Origin of the sequence: Acetobacter sp. DmW_043, assembly GCF_002153485.1 — a bacterium.
GTDB lineage: Bacteria > Pseudomonadota > Alphaproteobacteria > Acetobacterales > Acetobacteraceae > Acetobacter > Acetobacter thailandicus.
Map to the genome: position 1 here is coordinate 58,251 of NZ_JOMN01000016.1, position 15,462 is coordinate 73,712.

Sequence of the window (15,462 nt, forward strand, 5' to 3'; positions counted from 1 at the left end):
GCAGACACTTTCAGGCTGTAAACAGAGGCAGATTTAGTTTGATACGGGAACCGGGGGTGCCATTTCGGTTCCGCTGCGGCTGAGCAGAGATCCGCTGTCGTAAGATGAACCGGCGCGCGCTTCCACATATCCTGATTCTGAAGATGGTGCAGCCTGTCTGGTTCGTGGCGCGTGCCAGCTGGCAACGGTAAGAGGCAGCGGGTGGCGTACCTCCGCCTGCCGGGTGTGCACCGCTACAGGTAATGCAGATGGTGTGACCTGAGCTGCCATAATTTTTGGTGCAGGTAACCGTACCTCATGCGAAGCAGGCAGCTGTGCGGTTAACACCTTTACGGGCTGAGGTTTGCTGTCATGTGCAGCTGCCCCGGTTATGGTGAGCGTATGGTGAACAGCTGCCGGGGCAGGTGACTGTACAGTAAAAGTTGTCTGCACAGGCCTGATGGCAGGTTCTGCACTGGTGTAAGAAACAGCTGTTGTATGAACATGCGCGTCCTGTGGCAGGTGCGAAACAGGTTTCGCTACGGCTACTACTGCCGTTACCGGAGGTTTGACAGCCACAGCCACAACTGCGGACGGGGCCGCAGCCAGAGCCATAACAGGCCCGGATAAAGGTGGCAGGTTTTTACCAAGGTCAGCCATGCGCACGAACTGAACCGGTTCCATAGGGTGAAGGTCCGGGAGGTGGTGCTCTGCCAGATGTGTCAGACGTTCGGGCTGATTTTCCAGCGCCCACTCAGTTCGCAGCATAGCCGTCTGCGCCCTGACGTGCTGTGTTTCTGAGACAATTCTTGAAATCTGCTGGTCAAGTAAAGTTGTCTGGTGCTTCTTCGTATAAAGAAAAAATCCCGACGCAATCGCCAGAATAGCCGAGCAGCATGTAAATGGCCGGGGTATCATACGGTCTGTCCTTTAGCAGGCGAAGAAGATACGAGAGGGCGTTTCACGATAGCACGCAGCTTCGCACTGCGTGCGCGTCGGTTGGTATCAGATTCATCTGCACCAGGGCGCAAAGGCTTAGAAGTCAGAGTGACAAACTCACTCTCTGCGCTGCGTGACGTGACAGCGCGCGGGTCATAGCGCGAAATGTTTTGTGTTTTACCAGTCGCCTTACCAAATACACGCTTGGTAATACGGTCTTCCAGGGAGTGAAAAGAAACAACAACGAGCCTGCCCCCGGGAGAGAGCAGATCAAGCGCCTGGGTCAGACCATTTTCGATCTCTCCAAGTTCGTCGTTAACAGCAATACGCAATCCCTGAAAAGAACGTGTTGCCGTATCAATGCCTGAACGATCAGCTGGTACAATCCGTCGTATAAGTTCGGCCAGCTGCAGGGTTGTGGTGAAAGGGGTGGCAGCCCGGTCGGCAACAATGGCCCGCGCCACGCGACGTGCATGACGCTCTTCACCATAATAATGGAAAATATCAGCAAGTTCAGTTTCAGGGGCTGTATTAATAAGATCAGCCGCCGTCTGCCCGTCGCGCCCCATACGCATATCGAGCGGACCATCCTGCTTAAATGAAAAGCCACGTTCAGCTTCATCCAGCTGAAATGATGATACACCCAGATCCAGAACAATGCCGTCAAATGCATAAATACCGGCTGCTTCGGCCAGATTTTTCATATCGCCAAAGCAGCCGTGCAGCATGTGAAGGCGAGGGGATCCGTCCGCAGATAAGAAATGACCTGCCAGAGCCTGACCACGGTCGATAGCATGGGGGTCGCGGTCAATAGCGTAAACAGAGCAGTCTGCACTGTTCAGGATTGCAGATGTGTAACCGCCACCGCCAAACGTGCAGTCGAGAAAGGTCTCTCCATCAGCGGGTGCAAGGGCGCTAAGCACTTCGGAGAGCATGACCGGAACGTGGCCTGAGTGCCCCTGCACTGAAGGTGAGAAAGGAGGCGTGGTCATCAGCTGTGCCCCTCATTTTTGTGGGCCGCAGGCAGATTGACGCGGCGTGAACGCAGGCGGGCTTCAGCACGGCGCTGTTTCGCTGCTTCAGGCTCCCATAGCTGAAAGGTGCGCCCGACACCCATAAAAGCTACCGTTGCACTGCTGGTCAGGCCGGCATGGTCGCGCAGAAAGTCAGGTAAAATAATTCGTCCTTCACGGTCGGGGTCAGCAGGGTAGGCATCTGCATACAGGGCTGCGGCCAGATCATCGTGCTCGTCAGAAAACATATCCAGGCGGTCAAGCGAGCTGGTCAGCTGAGAAAAAGCAGCAGCAGGCCAGGCTTCGATGCACGGCATGACATGTGAGGGACGAAGTATCATCAGAGAGTCACCTTCCATATGCTGGCTTTTGAGAACAGTGCGAAACGCGGCCGGAATTGAGACGCGACCTTTCGCGTCAAATTTGTTTTCATGTGTGCCAAGAAACACACTCACCCGATGCTTTTCCCCTGCTGCAGGTTGTTATTTGTTTGCGTGCCTGATGCAAAGCAAGACTGGAATCACACTCTGCTGTTAATATTTGGGATAGCATGGGATTTCATGGGAAGCAATTCAAACCAGATAAAAAACAACAGAAAACGGTTTGTTTTTTAAGTATCTTTGAGAAGAGTAAAGAAAAAATAAGTCTGAATATTGTTTGCCTGAATTGCGCCTGGGCAGAGAGATTATTTTGTTCATGAAAATATCAGGAATAAACGAATTGTTAATATTTATTAACAGCTTAGGAAGGTTAATCCAGGCGGTCTGTAAGCCGGGTTCTGTCCGGCTCCGTAAGGAGCCTGGACGGTCATTCTTCTAGGATATGCCTTGCAGCATACCTCAAGCAACCAACCCGGACAGCGAGGCGGAAGAACCTCTGAAACGCCCTTGCGGGGTTTCTGCTGTCCCTATTCGGTTTTGCTCCCGGTGGGGTTTACCATGCCTCGGCTGTTACCAGCTGAGCGGTGCGCTCTTACCGCACCGTTTCACCCTTACCTTCAGTTTGTCCCATGGTTTCCCATGAAAAAAACCCGGAAGGCGGTTTGTTTTCTGTGGCACTTTCCCTAAGGTCGCCCTCGCCGGCAGTTAACCGGCACCGTTCTCCCGTGGAGCCCGGACTTTCCTCTCCTCTGCAAAGCAGAGCAGCGACCGTCCAACCGCCTGGAGGCTGCACCCTGCGTCGGGATGCGTTGCAGGTCAAGGCCGAAAAGCCGGGTAATGGTCATTATATAAGCATCTGCATGTATAAAGAGAATTTTTTCAGGTAAAATCAGCACTGCCGATACTGTTCACAAACCATAAAAAGGGTTCGGATATGCGTTGTTCTGAGTTTTCACATGCGGCATCTGACCCGGCGCGTCCGACACGTTCTGCGCGATTTTTATTGTGGTGCATCAGGAAACAGGCAGCCCGTCAGCAGAAAAAGAATGCAGATCAGCCACCTGCAATTCCGTTGAGCCCGGATGATCAGCTCAGGGTAAGGGAGGCTTTTTTAGCCCGGTTGCGTAAGGTGACAGACAGCCCTTCCTTTATACCATGCCTGTCATCTCTGCAGGTCAGGCGGGTAATTTCTCTGAAAGTGCCTGGGGCTAACGGTATGCTGCGTGCCCGTCTTTACATTCCATATGGTTGTGTCAGAGGGGCCGTTTTGTTTCTGCACGGTGGTGGGTTTGTTCATTGTGGTCTGACTTCCCATCATGGTATCTGCTGTCGTCTTGCCCGCAGTTCAGGGGCGGCTGTGCTCATGCCTGAATATCGCCTGGCGCCTGAATATCCTTTTCCTGCCGCAGTGGAAGACGTTCAGGCTGTTCTGCGCTGGCTTGCTGAACAGTCCCGCCATTACTGGGGAGGGGACGTTGCCGTGGCTGGTGATAGTGCAGGGGGGAACCTTGCCGCCGTTCTGGCGCAGCAGGCTAAAAAGGGAGGTTTGCCCCGCCCGGTTTTGCAGCTTTTATATTATCCGACGCTTTATGGTGATGATATTTCCCACTCACATGAGCATTATGGTGAGGGGCATTTTTTATCGCAGTACGCGCTAAGATGGTATGGAGCGCAGTATCTTGCTCATAAAGAGAACTGGACAGATCTGCGTTTTGCACCCGGGTTTGCTCAGGATCTGACCGGGCTGGCTCCCGCTGTTATCATGACCGCTCAGTGTGATCCGTTGCGTGATGATGGTGCCCGCTATGCGCAGGCTCTCAGGGCAGCAGGTGTACCGGTGGCTTATGCCTGTTATTCAGGAGCCCTGCACGGTTTTCTTAATTTCTATGCGGTTATGCCCCCCGGTAAACGGGCCCTGCGCGCCGGAGGGAAAATGCTGCGCAGGGCGTTTGCAGGCGCTCTCAGGGAACAGGGTGGAATTCACCCGGAGACCCCTGGTCAGACATAATAGTGTGGTTGACTCGGTCAATCTGCAACGTAAAGAGTTTTGGCAGTTCTTTGCCCGGGTTGGGGCATGTGCCTGAATGCTTTTGCATCACGTCAATACGTGAAGCGGTCAGCGGGTCGTTGCCATTGACGATAAACAGCAGGCAGTCAGGTCTGTCGTGCGACATACCATTGCTCGTTACGAGTAAACGCAGGTGACTGACAAGAGCCGTGTCATTAAACCAGCTCTCAGCGCGGAAGGTATAGCGGTCAGCCACTTTATCGAGAAAACCGGTTTTAGCCAGCCCGATCATCAGCAGCATAAGAGGCACAACCATAACCAGGCGGCGCAGAACATGCTGGCGTAACGTGCGTTTTTGGGGTGTTTTTTTGGGGTTGAGAAGTGTTTTGTTGCTCATGTCTGCATATCTTCATGCCAGAGTGCGCCATCACGTGCCAGTAAAATACGGGCGGACGCGGGGCCCCAGCTCCCGGCGGGATAAGGTTCAAGGGGGGAAAGGTCTTCGCGCCATGTTGCCAGAATAGGTTCAACCCAGCGCCATGAGGCTTCAACTTCGTCACGTCTGATAAATAAAGCCGGGTTTCCTCTCACAGCATCAAGCAGAAGGCGCTCGTAGGAATCCCGGTATGTAATGTTGAACTGATCATTATAAAGCATCTGAAGATCAGCGTTCCGCACTCTGAAACCACCTGCACCAGGGTCTTTACTGGCAAGAACCAGAGACAGGCCCTCTTCAGGAGCAATGCGGATAACCAGACGCCCGGGTGAAGGAGTATTGCTGAAAATAGACCAGATCTGCGGGCGGAACTGCAAAACAATCTCGGTTGTTTTTGCGGCCATTCGTTTGCCGGTGCGTAAATAAAACGGCGTGTTGCCCCAGCGGCTGGTACGGATTTTTGTACGGATGGCAACGTATGTTTCAGTATTTGATGTGCGGTCTTTGCCCAGATCATCCTGATAGCTGCAGACATTTTCCTGCCCGCACAGGCCGGCTGTATACTGACCACGAATAACATTCTGCCTTACCATTTCAGATGTCATCGGGCGAAGTGCATTGAGTACTTTGAGCTTTTCATTGCGCAGATCATCAGCACTGAGTGAGGCCGGGGCATCCATCGCCAGCATACACAGCACCTGAAGCAGGTGGTTTTGCATCATATCGCGCAAAGCCCCTGACTCATCGTAATATGCGCCACGTGTGCCAACACCAACGGTTTCAGCCGCGGTAATTTGTACGTGGGAAATTGCGTCAGAGGACCAGAGTTTCTCAAGAACGGGATTGCCAAAGCGCAGTGCGAGAAGATTCTGCACGCCTTCTTTGCCCAGGTAATGATCGATCCGGTAAATGGCGCTTTCGTGGAAAAACTTACCTACACCGTCATTGATTTCTGTCGCGGTGGTGAAATCAACCCCGATTGGCTTTTCAAGCACAAGGCGGGCCTTATCGGTGATAAGATCATGTTTCGACAAAGCTGCGCATAACGGAGAATACAGCGCGGGACTGGTCGCCAGGTAAAAAACACGAATGCGAGTCGGGTCAGCCAGAGCTTTTTCCAGGCCAGACCAGTCGCTATTTGCTTTGGTCGCATCGAGCGGGATATACTGAACCAGCTTGAGGAAGCGGTTAAGCGTGGCTGTACTCTTTGCTGTCTCAGGGGCAAATTCGCGCAGAGTTTTGCTGACCTGCTGGCGGTAGTCATCCTCCGAATGGGCAGAGCGGGCAATGCAGATAATACGCGCTTCATCGGCAAACTCTTTTGCATGAAAACGGCGCAGAAAAGCTGGCAGAAGCTTGCGCATGGTCAGATCGCCGGTTGCTCCGAAGATGACAAAGTCAAACGGGTCAACTTGATTGATATGGGCCATGTCCCTGGGTTCCTCCCGCAAGAATAATGAGGGCGAAGTGCTTTTTTCTCTGGCAGGCCTGTTACCTGTTTTTGTTTATAGTCTGTAACAGGTCATAGCAGAGATATCAGCTTCATGATTTAGGGTTTGTCCGGAAGGAGGATAGCTGTCAAGGCAATTGACCGCAGGCTCATGCCGCGATAATCCCGTCGGTTCTGATAGTCGCGGGACGGATGGTAATATCTCTCCGGGGCTGGCAGCCTGGTTATGAATCACAAAACAGAGGACCAGACGCTATGGATAATGAAGGTTTTTCCAGTGGTGAAGACGCAGCAGCCGGTGGTGTTGCCGCTGATCGCCTGCGCAGCATCATAGAGCGCGTTGAGCGCCTGGAAGAAGAGCGCAAAGCTCTGGCAAGCGATATTAAGGATATTTTCACGGAGGCAAAATCTGCCGGGTTTGATGTGAAGGTGATTCGCCAGATCATCCGTATCCGTAAGCAGGAGCCCGCTGAAGTGGAAGAGCAGGAAACACTGCTTGATATCTACAGACGGGCATTGGGTATGTAATTCAGCTGCCATATGCCGGCAGGCGGATGAATTTTAAAACAGGGTCAGAGGAGCACGATGTCAGATTTTTTTCCTGAGTGGATGCCACTCTGGCTGCAGGTATTTCTTGTCGTCACTGCTGTGGTGTACGGCCTGTTTTTTCTGATGATTCCGTTTGCCGTGTTTGGCCTTAAAGGCCGTCTGGCAGAGATAGAACTGCAGCAGCATGAAATTCAGGCTGATCTGCGTTCTGTCTCTATGCATCTTGTTGCTTTACAGGCGCAGAAATCATCTTCAGCCGTGCGGGATGTGCCCGCACCTGATGCACAGGTACCTGTTTCATCTGGTGGTGTAACAGTTGAGGAAGTGCGTTTTGCGCCACCCCCTCCGCCCCGTGCTGAAGAACCGCCTGCAATGCCGGCTATTTTGCCGGCTATACGTGCGCCGCGTGTATCAGATGCTTATGAGCCACGTCGTGGTGCTCCGCCTGTTCCGCACATGACGGCCGCGCCGACGGCGCGCGGGGCGCGTTCAATGCCATGGCATACACAAAAATTTCCGGTAGAATCAGAGCATGAGCGTGCGCCTGATGCGAACAGAGAGCCACACCGTATCGATTTCAGCCAGGAGCGTCCTGATTGTGCTGATCAGCGCAGGCAGGCAGCTGAACGCACGGAGCCAATGCTAAACTGGCCTCCGACACGTTCAGGCTCTTGAATTTATTTTATACCATAACGAGGTTATCGCGGTGGATAATCTCGTCATGATGTTGCCAGCCAAGAATTTTTTCAACTTCTGATGAATGATGCCCTGCGATCCGGCGTATGGCTTCCGCATCGTAAAATGACAGGCCATGGGCCAAAAGCAGCCCGGCTTCGTCAGTAACGCTCACAAGGTCCCCGCGTGAAAATTGTCCCTCAACCTGCGTAATCCCGGCGGGGAGAAGGGATGACCCCTGCTGCAGGGCGGCAACAGCGCCCCGGTCAACAATAATTTTTCCTGCAGGGGTCAGGCTGCCTGCAATCCATTGTTTGCGGGCGTCCTGGCTACATGTGCGCGGCAGGAACCAGGAGCATCTTGCTCCTTCCAGCAGAGCGCGCAGCGGGTGCAGGGGCTGGCCCTTTGCAATAGCCATTGCACAGCCTGAACGTGTAGCGATATCTGCTGCGAGTAATTTGGTGCGCATACCACCTGAAGAATAACCAGGAGGAGGCTCACCACCCATGGCCTCAATTTCAGGTGTCAGAGCGTCGATAACCGGCAGGTGTTGTGCTGTCGGGTCAAGGCGGGGATCAGCTGTGTAGAGACCATCAATGTCAGAGAGTAAAACAAGCTGGTCAGCATCGATCATCTGTGCAACGCGGGCTGCCAGCCTGTCATTGTCACCAAAGCGGATCTCAGCCGTAGCGACGGTATCGTTTTCATTGATAACCGGCACACAGTTCAGTTTTATAAGAGTATCAAGCGTGGCACGGGCGTTGAGGTACCGCTTTCGGTCTTCCGTATCACCCGGTGTCAAAAGAAGCTGTGCGGCAGTCAGACCATGAGCATGCAGGGCCTTGCTCCAGGCCTGCGCCAGGCTGATTTGCCCGACAGCTGCTGCGGCCTGTTTTTCTGCCAGTTGCAGTGTACGCCCTGTCATGCCAAGGCTGTGGCGCGCCAGGGCAATAGCCCCTGACGAAACTACGGTGACGGCCGTGCCCTGCCTGTGCAGCTGTGCAATATCAGCAGCAACGCTGTTCAGCCACTCCTGCCGGGGGAGGGCTTTTTCAGTATCCACAACCAGAGCGCTGCCGATTTTAACAACAAGGCGTCGGGCAGAAGTCAGGGAAGGGGGAAGAGCGCGTCCGGTCATAGTCTCAGAACCTGTTTGCCACAGCGGCTTGAAGTGAAACGAGATCAGGAGGCGTTATCGCGCTCCTCATTGCGTATCTCTGTGACCTGATTCTGAATTGTACGCAACAGCTCAGGTACACCCTGACGGGTTGCTGCTGAAATGAGCACAACAGAAGCGCCACTCGCTTTTTCTAAAGCGCGGCGGCGAGCCGAGGCCTCACGCGGGGTCATGGCATCATTCTTGTTGAGTGCAATAATCTCGGGTTTACTGGCCAGTCCCCCGCCATATTCTGTGAGTTCCCGGCGGATGGTGCGCCAGGTGTCAACGACATCACCTGCTGAACCATCGATCAGATGCAGCAGCACAGCGCAGCGTTCGACATGACCGAGAAAGCGCGTGCCAAGGCCTGTGCCTTCATGTGCGCCTTCGATCAGGCCAGGGATATCAGCAATCACAAATTCTTCAGCGACGGAGAGACGAACAACACCAAGTTGCGGATGAAGCGTTGTGAAAGGATAGTCAGCAATTTTTGGGCGTGCTGCCGAGACAACAGAGAGGAAGGTCGATTTGCCAGCATTGGGCATGCCAACCAGGCCAACATCAGCAATCAGCTTAAGGCGTAGCCAGACCCAGCGTTCTTCACCCGGCCAGCCTTTATCTGAGCGACGGGGAGAGCGGTTGGTGCTGCTTTTATAGTTCGCGTTACCAAAGCCACCATCGCCACCACGGCAGAGCATGATCCGTTTGCCGGGTTCGTCGAGGTCAGCCAGAAGGGTTTCGCGGTCATCATCAAAAATCTGAGTGCCAACAGGCACTTTAATAATGACGGGCGAGGCCGCCGCGCCGGTGCGGTCAGAGCCGGCACCGTTGCCGCCTTTGCGGGCTCTGAAATGCTGTGTGTAGCGAAAATCAATGAGCGTATTGAGGTTAGCGACAGCTTCAAAGAAAACGTCACCGCCGCGCCCGCCATTGCCACCGTCAGGCCCCCCGAATTCAACATATTTTTCACGACGGAAAGCCGTTACGCCATCACCGCCGTCGCCTGAGCGGACATAAATTTTTGCCTGGTCGAGAAATTTCATGGGGGGTACCTTTGTGAGCAGCAGCTAAACGTAAAAAAGGCCGATCCTCACAGAACCGGCCTTTTGTTCTGCTTTGGCATAACCAGCCTGGGCAGAAAAAATTATACTTTACTCAGCTGCAGCTGGCAGTGCGTCAACAGAGACGTGTACACGGCCTTCTGAGCGGCGTTCAAAGCGAACACTGCCGTCAACCAGAGCAAAGAGTGTGTGGTCGCGACCAACACCGATATTAACGCCAGGCTTCATTTTTGTGCCGCGCTGACGCACGATGATGTTGCCTGCAACGACGCTTTCGCCACCGAATTTTTTAACGCCAAGACGACGTCCGGCGCTGTCGCGCCCGTTACGGGATGAACCGCCCGCTTTCTTTTGTGCCATAACTCAGGTCCTCTTCTGGTCTTCTGCTTTAAACTGATACGCTCTTAAGGCGTAATTCAGGCAGCGTTGATTTCTTGAACACGCAGGATGGTAACCGGCTGACGATGACCATTTTTGCGGCGGCTGTTCTGCCGGCGGCGCTTCTTGAAGATGATGACCTTCTTGCGACGGTCCTGAGCGACAACTGTGGCAGTAACACGAGCACCGGCAACGAGTGGCGCACCGATGGTGGCAGAACCTTCGCCGCCAACTGCAAGAACTTCGTCAAATGTGACGGTTGCGCCGGCTTCGACTTCAAGTTTTTCAACTTTCAGGATCATGTCAGGTTCAACACGATACTGTTTGCCGCCGGTGCGAATAATTGCGAACATGATAACAGAGTCTCTCTTTCGGGTCTCTTAACCTCTCGCGGCAGGGTGCAGGCGAGAGCTGTGGAGGCTTTTTTTCGTGTGCCGCATGAGCGACATGCTTCCATCTTTGTGGAATGGTTGGGCTTTTACGGGGTGCAAAGGGCTTACGTCAACAAAAACTTGTTGTTCCCGGCCTTGTCGGGCTAAAAAACCGCAATTATAACCTCAGGCCTGAAGCGGAGAGGTGCCGGAGCGGCTGAACGGGGCGGTCTCGAAAACCGTTGTGCGAGTGATCGTACCGAGGGTTCGAATCCCTCCCTCTCCGCCATAGTGAGATTTTTTTAGCTGTATGTTACCACGCCCTGAAATATCAGGAACTACATCCCCGGCATGGGTTTGTGGTCTGACTATGAGCTGGCCTGTAAAAAAGATTAATGATCTTCGCTGTAAGGGCTGTTAACCGATCCTGCATCTGTTCCGTTTATTATGTCCGGCTGGTTCAGGCTCTGGCCATATGTGCGGTAGCCTGGCCCTGCGCTGTAGCTGCGACCTGAACCCACACCTGTTCCGACAGACAGAGATCCGTGAATTTTACTGTCATGAGAAGACTGCTCTGTCGCATATTGGGAAGGAGATGAATCACTCATTGAGCGAAGAAACTCTGCTCGTGAGTTCTCCTGTGGCTGACCGGTGTGAGAGCAGGCTCCCAGCAGAGGCAATGCTGTCAGAATATAAAGTCTGTATCTCGTCATGTCGTGTCCGTCTCATGTCAGCATTCAGAGACCTGAGCATACACAGCTCTGCGGTAAAGTCTCAGGTACAGGCGCGCAGCCGGCAGCGTTAATGCCCGCCAGTTTTTGAAAAGACGTTCATGATAACGACACCAGCAATAATCAGCAGCATGCCGGCAATGGCAGGGATATCTAATTTTTGCCCCTGAAATATCCAGGCTACGGCACTGATTAAAACAATGCCGACCCCAGACCAGATTGCGTAAGCAACCCCTGTAGGAATAGTTTTGAGGGTATGAGACAGCGCGTACAACGCAAAACCGTAAAAAAAGACAGTAGCAAGGCCAGGGAGAAGCTTTGAGAACCCTTCAGATTGTTTTAGAAAAGTGGTTCCCAGGACCTCGGATATAATTGCACCTCCGAGATATAGATAAGAAATATTCACCTGTCCTCCGCGCAGCCTCTGCATTTACACGATGTTTGTTTCTTCATCGCATCTTCAGGCACAACTGTCACGTGAAGTGGCGTATAGCCTCAGTCATTCTTTGTTTCGCTGTTGCCTGTATGAGGCTGCTTTGCTCTTTGAGATGGGCCCGTCACCAGCGTATCATGCTCTGCTGCCTCTGCGATGACCAGGGCAGCAGATAATCGGGTGGGGGTGATTAAACTTTGTCTCCGGGCCAGAGAGGGCCACGCTCTTTACGCACTTTTCTTACAGCAGCATCAAACATTTTTTGTGCAGCGCTCGAGCCGGCAATTAATCCTTCGGCATCCTGCGAGCAGCGACGACGGATTTCCTCGCTCAGTATCACGTTTTTCCCCGGTATCATGCCGGTGTGACACTGAATTTCAGCGGCGCGCTGAGCGACCCATAGCAGGAAGAAAGCGCGGGGAATGTCAGCACCGCCAACAGCAAGGCCGTGGTTGCGCAGCACCAGCACATGCTTTTTCCCCAGGCTTTCAAGCATACGCGGGCGTTCATCATCATAGAGTGTGATCCCTTCGAAGGCATGGTAACCAACGCGCTCAAAGAGCTGTGCACCATAAAAGTTATCGTGGCTGAAACCTTCTTCTTTCATCGCAACCGCACACACCGCATTTGTGTGCGTATGAATAATGCAGTGCACATCATCACGCGCAGCATGAATGGCACCATGCAGGGCAAATCCTGCCGGGTTAGGGCGGGTCGGACCGTTTGTAATGACACGGCCGCCAGCATCGACCATCAGCAGATTATCTGGTGTGACTTCGTCATAATTTAAGCCAAATGTATTGACCAGGTAGCGGCGTTCTTCGCCCGGCAGACGCACTGAAATATGATTGAAGATCATTTCAGTCCATCCGAAATAATTGATCAGATGGTAACATTCAGCCAGCTGGATGCGCAGCTTTTCTTCTGTAGTGTGTTCCATATTTTTAGTCCTTATATGCTGCCGCAGCAGAAAGGTTTTGCTTTATGGCGGCCTTGCGCCTGGTCAGAGTGAGCACAGTTTCAGTCACAGGCATGGAAACATTGTAGTGTCGCGCAAGGAGGAGAATGGCGTCTCCCATAGCGGATAGTTCCAGCGGGCGGTTATGTCGGTAATCCTGCAACATAGAGGTAGGATGCCTGCCGCCCTGCACGATTTTGCTCATTAGTGCCTCTGTCGGTGGCAGGTCTGAGAGGCCATAAGCCCGGCCAAGATTTTGCATTTCATTAAGGCTGCTGAGTGCCAGTTTTACAGCGTCAGGTGATGTTGTCAGTTCGTGCAGGCTGGCCTCAAACATAACCGAGAGCGGATTAGTTGAAACATTAAGGGATAATTTGGCCCACAGATCTCTCCTGATATCCTCACTTTTATAAAAAATACTGTTGTTTTCATGGAAAATATTCAGAATATCTTCAGCGCACCCACTGCCTTTTTCGACATCGCCAAGCGTAAAGTGCGGGATACCTGCCACCCTGATATGCCCCGGTGCTTCAACCTGAGCAAAAGTATAGGCTACGCATCCACATAATGTATTACGGCTGAGCTGGCTAAGTGTTCCCTCCGGGTCAAGTGCCGGTTGCAGGATTGCCTGTGTTTCAGGGTGTGCCATCCACCAGGGGAAGCCGTTTACAACTGGTATGATTTTTGTATGCGGGCCAATGGCATGTTTAACCGTGTCAAGCAGGCCAGAGAGCTGGTGATATTTTCCACATAGTATAATCAGATCCTGAATGGTGTCAGGGGCGCGGCTGTCGGCCTGAAGTCTGTGATGTGATGTAGTGTTTTCGTTTGAGCAGTATAACCCTTCATGACGTAACACGCGGAGGGTTTCTCCGCGTGCGACGACAGACAGGTCGAGTGTCAGCTCATTCAGATGTGCCGCCAGTAACCCGCCAATTCCTCCCATGCCGGCAATGCAGACACGAGGCGGAAATTGAGCTGGTCCTGAGAGCTTTTCTATCATGGGAAACCTGCCATTTTATCGAGATAAACAAAGAGTGTTGCACCAACTTCAAGAGCATCACGGGGATGTTTTGCAGTCATAGGCGCATAGTAGGTATTGGGGTTGATAGCGTATTGCAGGCTTGGTTCAATCGCAACATTAGGGAAGAGGAAAACGTGAGCATGGATATCAGCAACCAGGTGCGCGGCACTTGGTGCTTTACCATCACCACCGCTGGCTTTGTTGGCTTCAGCCAGAAACTGCGTCTCACGTGAGCCAAGCTTGGTCCAGTGCAGCTGAACACCGTAGGTATCAAGAGGATGTGATTTGAAAGGAGCCTGAACAAATGCACCAAGGTAGGCTTCTGCTTTAACAGGGGCGTAGCTTTGAAAATCTGTTCCTGCACCACCATAAATAGCAACAGCCATATTATGCGGGTCACGTGTGGTGCCATGGTCTGCACGCCAGATATATTGCTGCCCGGTGAAGAAAATACCTGACATGCCGCCGGTATGCTGCGTTGCTTTCCAGCTGCCGCCTGATGCAGTCGTTGCGCGTGCCGTAGTGGTTGTCGCTGATGAATTATAATATCCCAGAAATTCATACATGGACGGGTAAGCTGTTTCGTCAAAGCCGCGTTTATACCCGATCTCACCAACGCCGGTGGCACCGGTTGCTGTATCTGTGTTCCAGTTCCAGCCGTTCTGATAATAGATGGTTTTGTTAACTTCGGTTGCTGCTGCCTGAAAGTACCATGATTTTGTGATGTGGTAGATCGCATGGCCTGACCATGTTGCGAACACAAAGGTGCTGATGCCAGCATCCTGTGACCAGACATCTTTAAAGCAGGTCAGGATCTGATTACAGTTCGGGATAAGGAAATAACGTGAGATGTTTGCACGGCCGGCTTCAATTTCGAGCTTGTCGCTGAAAAGCTTCTGATCGAGTGTCAGTTCACTCAGATAGTTGCCACGGAAAAGGTGAGGGGGCTGATAGCCCAGGGTGTTGTCACCAACCTGCTGCGACCAGTGCTTGTCATTATCACGAAGGAAGAAGAAATCCTCGCCAAAATGTATCTGAGCTCCTTTCCAGCCAATGAGCTTGTTAAGGTCGATGTTTGTTTCAACAACACCCAGGGCGTTTTGCAGGCGTGACCCCTGCTTCACGCCACCCTGAACGTTGCTGACAAAGTTATCGATCAGCAAAGCATGAAATGTAATACCGTAATCTTTAAGCGGCTTCAGAACGTTATAGAAAAAGCCTTTTTTAACAGGGGTGCCGGCCATAGTTGAAACGGGCACTGAGGGTAAAATTTTAGGGCTGAGGTTATTAGGTGCAGCCAGAAAATCATTGCCGTTATTTGTATGCGTATGGCGCCCGATAACGTTAACCGGCTGCCCCGACGCATCGACTGCAGGTAACTGATCAGCAGGGGTTAAGTTTACATGGCCTGCATCAGCTATTGTGTGTGTTGTTGAATGTGTATTGCCGGCAACAAGCATATGACGATGCAGGTGCGAGTTAGCGGAATGTGTATGCGTAACTGGCGGATTTGTACTGGCCATTGCGGGAAGTACGCCTGCAGCGCCTGAAATGACACTACAGGTGCAGAGTATCTTGATGATGCGCTGCATGATTTAAAAAACTCCGTCAGAAGAAGGGGCGGGAAGATGAGTGTTAAGAATGTTTTTATGTCGAAATGAATTAAAGGCGGGAGGGGCGTGGAGTGGATGAAAAAAGTATCATTTTCAAAGGCTCCGTTTTGTCGTGTGCCAGGCACTGGCTAAAAAACCGGCGAGAGTTTTTTTCATAAACAGTGAAGGCAAACGTATGTCAGGACAGAAGGGGTTGCTGTGAATCGTTTCGATTCCATTATAGAAGATGATTCTAGTGAAGTTTCAAATTAAAAAAAGAATATGTTTTTGCTGAATAATTTTTTCTGTCATTTTTTTTTATATCG

General features: G+C 52.3%; 17 protein-coding genes, 1 tRNA gene and 1 other RNA gene. 4 read left to right on the forward strand and 15 right to left on the reverse strand.

The window, feature by feature from the left end; translation table 11 throughout:
* Positions 1 to 33: 33 nt before the first annotated feature.
* The 4 genes from HK11_RS06630 to rnpB form a co-directional block, all read right to left on the reverse strand.
* Positions 34 to 897 carry a hypothetical protein gene (locus HK11_RS06630; RefSeq protein WP_086554564.1) on the reverse strand — a complete coding sequence of 288 codons (864 nt, stop codon included), beginning with the start codon at positions 895 to 897 and terminating at the stop codon, positions 34 to 36.
* Complete coding sequence (rsmH, locus tag HK11_RS06635; protein ID WP_086554565.1) at positions 894 to 1,910, reverse strand: 16S rRNA (cytosine(1402)-N(4))-methyltransferase RsmH; 1,017 nt, start codon at positions 1,908 to 1,910, stop codon at positions 894 to 896. Before rsmH ends, HK11_RS06630 begins: the two co-directional genes overlap by 4 nt.
* The gene (mraZ, locus tag HK11_RS06640) at positions 1,910 to 2,386 is read right to left on the reverse strand and encodes a division/cell wall cluster transcriptional repressor MraZ (RefSeq protein WP_086554566.1); all 477 of its coding nucleotides are present in this window, start codon (positions 2,384 to 2,386) and stop codon (positions 1,910 to 1,912) included. The genes rsmH and mraZ overlap by 1 nt, the downstream gene beginning before the upstream one ends.
* A gap of 296 nt (positions 2,387 to 2,682) precedes the next feature.
* Positions 2,683 to 3,095, reverse strand: an RNA gene (gene rnpB / locus HK11_RS06645) — RNase P RNA component class A.
* A 150-nt stretch (positions 3,096 to 3,245) separates the two neighbouring features.
* Here rnpB and HK11_RS06650 point away from each other — a divergent pair.
* The gene (locus HK11_RS06650; protein ID WP_086554567.1) at positions 3,246 to 4,319 is read left to right on the forward strand and encodes an alpha/beta hydrolase; all 1,074 of its coding nucleotides are present in this window, start codon (positions 3,246 to 3,248) and stop codon (positions 4,317 to 4,319) included.
* Here the strand turns inward: HK11_RS06650 and HK11_RS06655 are convergent.
* Both HK11_RS06655 and zwf read right to left on the reverse strand, forming a co-directional pair.
* The gene (locus tag HK11_RS06655) at positions 4,273 to 4,716 is read right to left on the reverse strand and encodes a hypothetical protein (protein ID WP_086554568.1); all 444 of its coding nucleotides are present in this window, start codon (positions 4,714 to 4,716) and stop codon (positions 4,273 to 4,275) included. The two genes, HK11_RS06650 and HK11_RS06655, sit on opposite strands and share 47 nt — an antisense overlap.
* The gene (gene zwf / locus HK11_RS06660; protein WP_086554569.1) at positions 4,713 to 6,185 is read right to left on the reverse strand and encodes a glucose-6-phosphate dehydrogenase; all 1,473 of its coding nucleotides are present in this window, start codon (positions 6,183 to 6,185) and stop codon (positions 4,713 to 4,715) included. Before zwf ends, HK11_RS06655 begins: the two co-directional genes overlap by 4 nt.
* Positions 6,186 to 6,460: 275 nt before the next feature.
* On the opposite strand from zwf, the gene HK11_RS06665 reads away from it, so the two are divergent.
* Together HK11_RS06665 and HK11_RS06670 are read left to right on the forward strand one after the other, a co-directional pair.
* Entirely contained in the window at positions 6,461 to 6,733 is a 273-nt protein-coding gene (locus HK11_RS06665; RefSeq protein ID WP_086554570.1) for a DUF2312 domain-containing protein, read from the forward strand.
* A 57-nt stretch (positions 6,734 to 6,790) separates the two neighbouring features.
* Positions 6,791 to 7,429, forward strand: a complete 639-nt coding sequence (locus HK11_RS06670; protein ID WP_086554571.1) for a hypothetical protein — start codon at positions 6,791 to 6,793, stop codon at positions 7,427 to 7,429.
* A gap of 7 nt (positions 7,430 to 7,436) precedes the next feature.
* Here HK11_RS06670 and proB read toward each other — a convergent pair whose 3' ends face one another.
* The 4 genes from proB to rplU form a co-directional block, all read right to left on the reverse strand.
* Positions 7,437 to 8,567 (reverse strand): glutamate 5-kinase, encoded by a 1,131-nt coding sequence (gene proB, locus HK11_RS06675; protein WP_086554572.1) that lies wholly within the window; start codon positions 8,565 to 8,567, stop codon positions 7,437 to 7,439.
* A 44-nt stretch (positions 8,568 to 8,611) separates the two neighbouring features.
* Complete coding sequence (obgE, locus tag HK11_RS06680) at positions 8,612 to 9,631, reverse strand: GTPase ObgE (protein ID WP_086554573.1); 1,020 nt, start codon at positions 9,629 to 9,631, stop codon at positions 8,612 to 8,614.
* A 108-nt stretch (positions 9,632 to 9,739) separates the two neighbouring features.
* A complete protein-coding gene (gene rpmA, locus HK11_RS06685) occupies positions 9,740 to 10,009 on the reverse strand; it encodes a 50S ribosomal protein L27 (RefSeq protein WP_086554574.1) in 270 nt (89 codons plus the stop codon).
* Positions 10,010 to 10,065: 56 nt separating this feature from the next.
* A complete protein-coding gene (rplU, locus tag HK11_RS06690) occupies positions 10,066 to 10,380 on the reverse strand; it encodes a 50S ribosomal protein L21 (RefSeq protein ID WP_086554575.1) in 315 nt (104 codons plus the stop codon).
* Positions 10,381 to 10,597: 217 nt separating this feature from the next.
* Between rplU and HK11_RS06695 the strand changes: the two genes are divergently transcribed.
* Positions 10,598 to 10,687: transfer RNA gene (locus HK11_RS06695), tRNA-Ser, on the forward strand.
* Between the two features lie 103 nt (positions 10,688 to 10,790).
* Here HK11_RS06695 and HK11_RS06700 read toward each other — a convergent pair.
* The 5 genes from HK11_RS06700 to HK11_RS06725 all read right to left on the reverse strand — a co-directional run bounded on the left by HK11_RS06700 (position 10,791) and on the right by HK11_RS06725 (position 15,136).
* Complete coding sequence (locus tag HK11_RS06700; RefSeq protein ID WP_143216356.1) at positions 10,791 to 11,111, reverse strand: hypothetical protein; 321 nt, start codon at positions 11,109 to 11,111, stop codon at positions 10,791 to 10,793.
* Positions 11,112 to 11,199: 88 nt separating this feature from the next.
* Complete coding sequence (locus HK11_RS06710) at positions 11,200 to 11,529, reverse strand: SMR family transporter (protein WP_233127582.1); 330 nt, start codon at positions 11,527 to 11,529, stop codon at positions 11,200 to 11,202.
* A 223-nt stretch (positions 11,530 to 11,752) separates the two neighbouring features.
* A complete protein-coding gene (locus HK11_RS06715; RefSeq protein ID WP_086554578.1) occupies positions 11,753 to 12,502 on the reverse strand; it encodes a class II aldolase/adducin family protein in 750 nt (249 codons plus the stop codon).
* A 4-nt stretch (positions 12,503 to 12,506) separates the two neighbouring features.
* Positions 12,507 to 13,523: a ketopantoate reductase family protein gene (locus HK11_RS06720; RefSeq protein WP_086554579.1), complete on the reverse strand. Its 1,017-nt coding sequence runs from the start codon at positions 13,521 to 13,523 to the stop codon at positions 12,507 to 12,509.
* On the reverse strand, positions 13,520 to 15,136 hold the full coding sequence (locus tag HK11_RS06725; RefSeq protein ID WP_086554580.1) for a carbohydrate porin: 1,617 nt from the start codon (positions 15,134 to 15,136) through the stop codon (positions 13,520 to 13,522). The genes HK11_RS06720 and HK11_RS06725 overlap by 4 nt, the downstream gene beginning before the upstream one ends.
* Between the last annotated feature and the right edge of the window lie 326 nt (positions 15,137 to 15,462).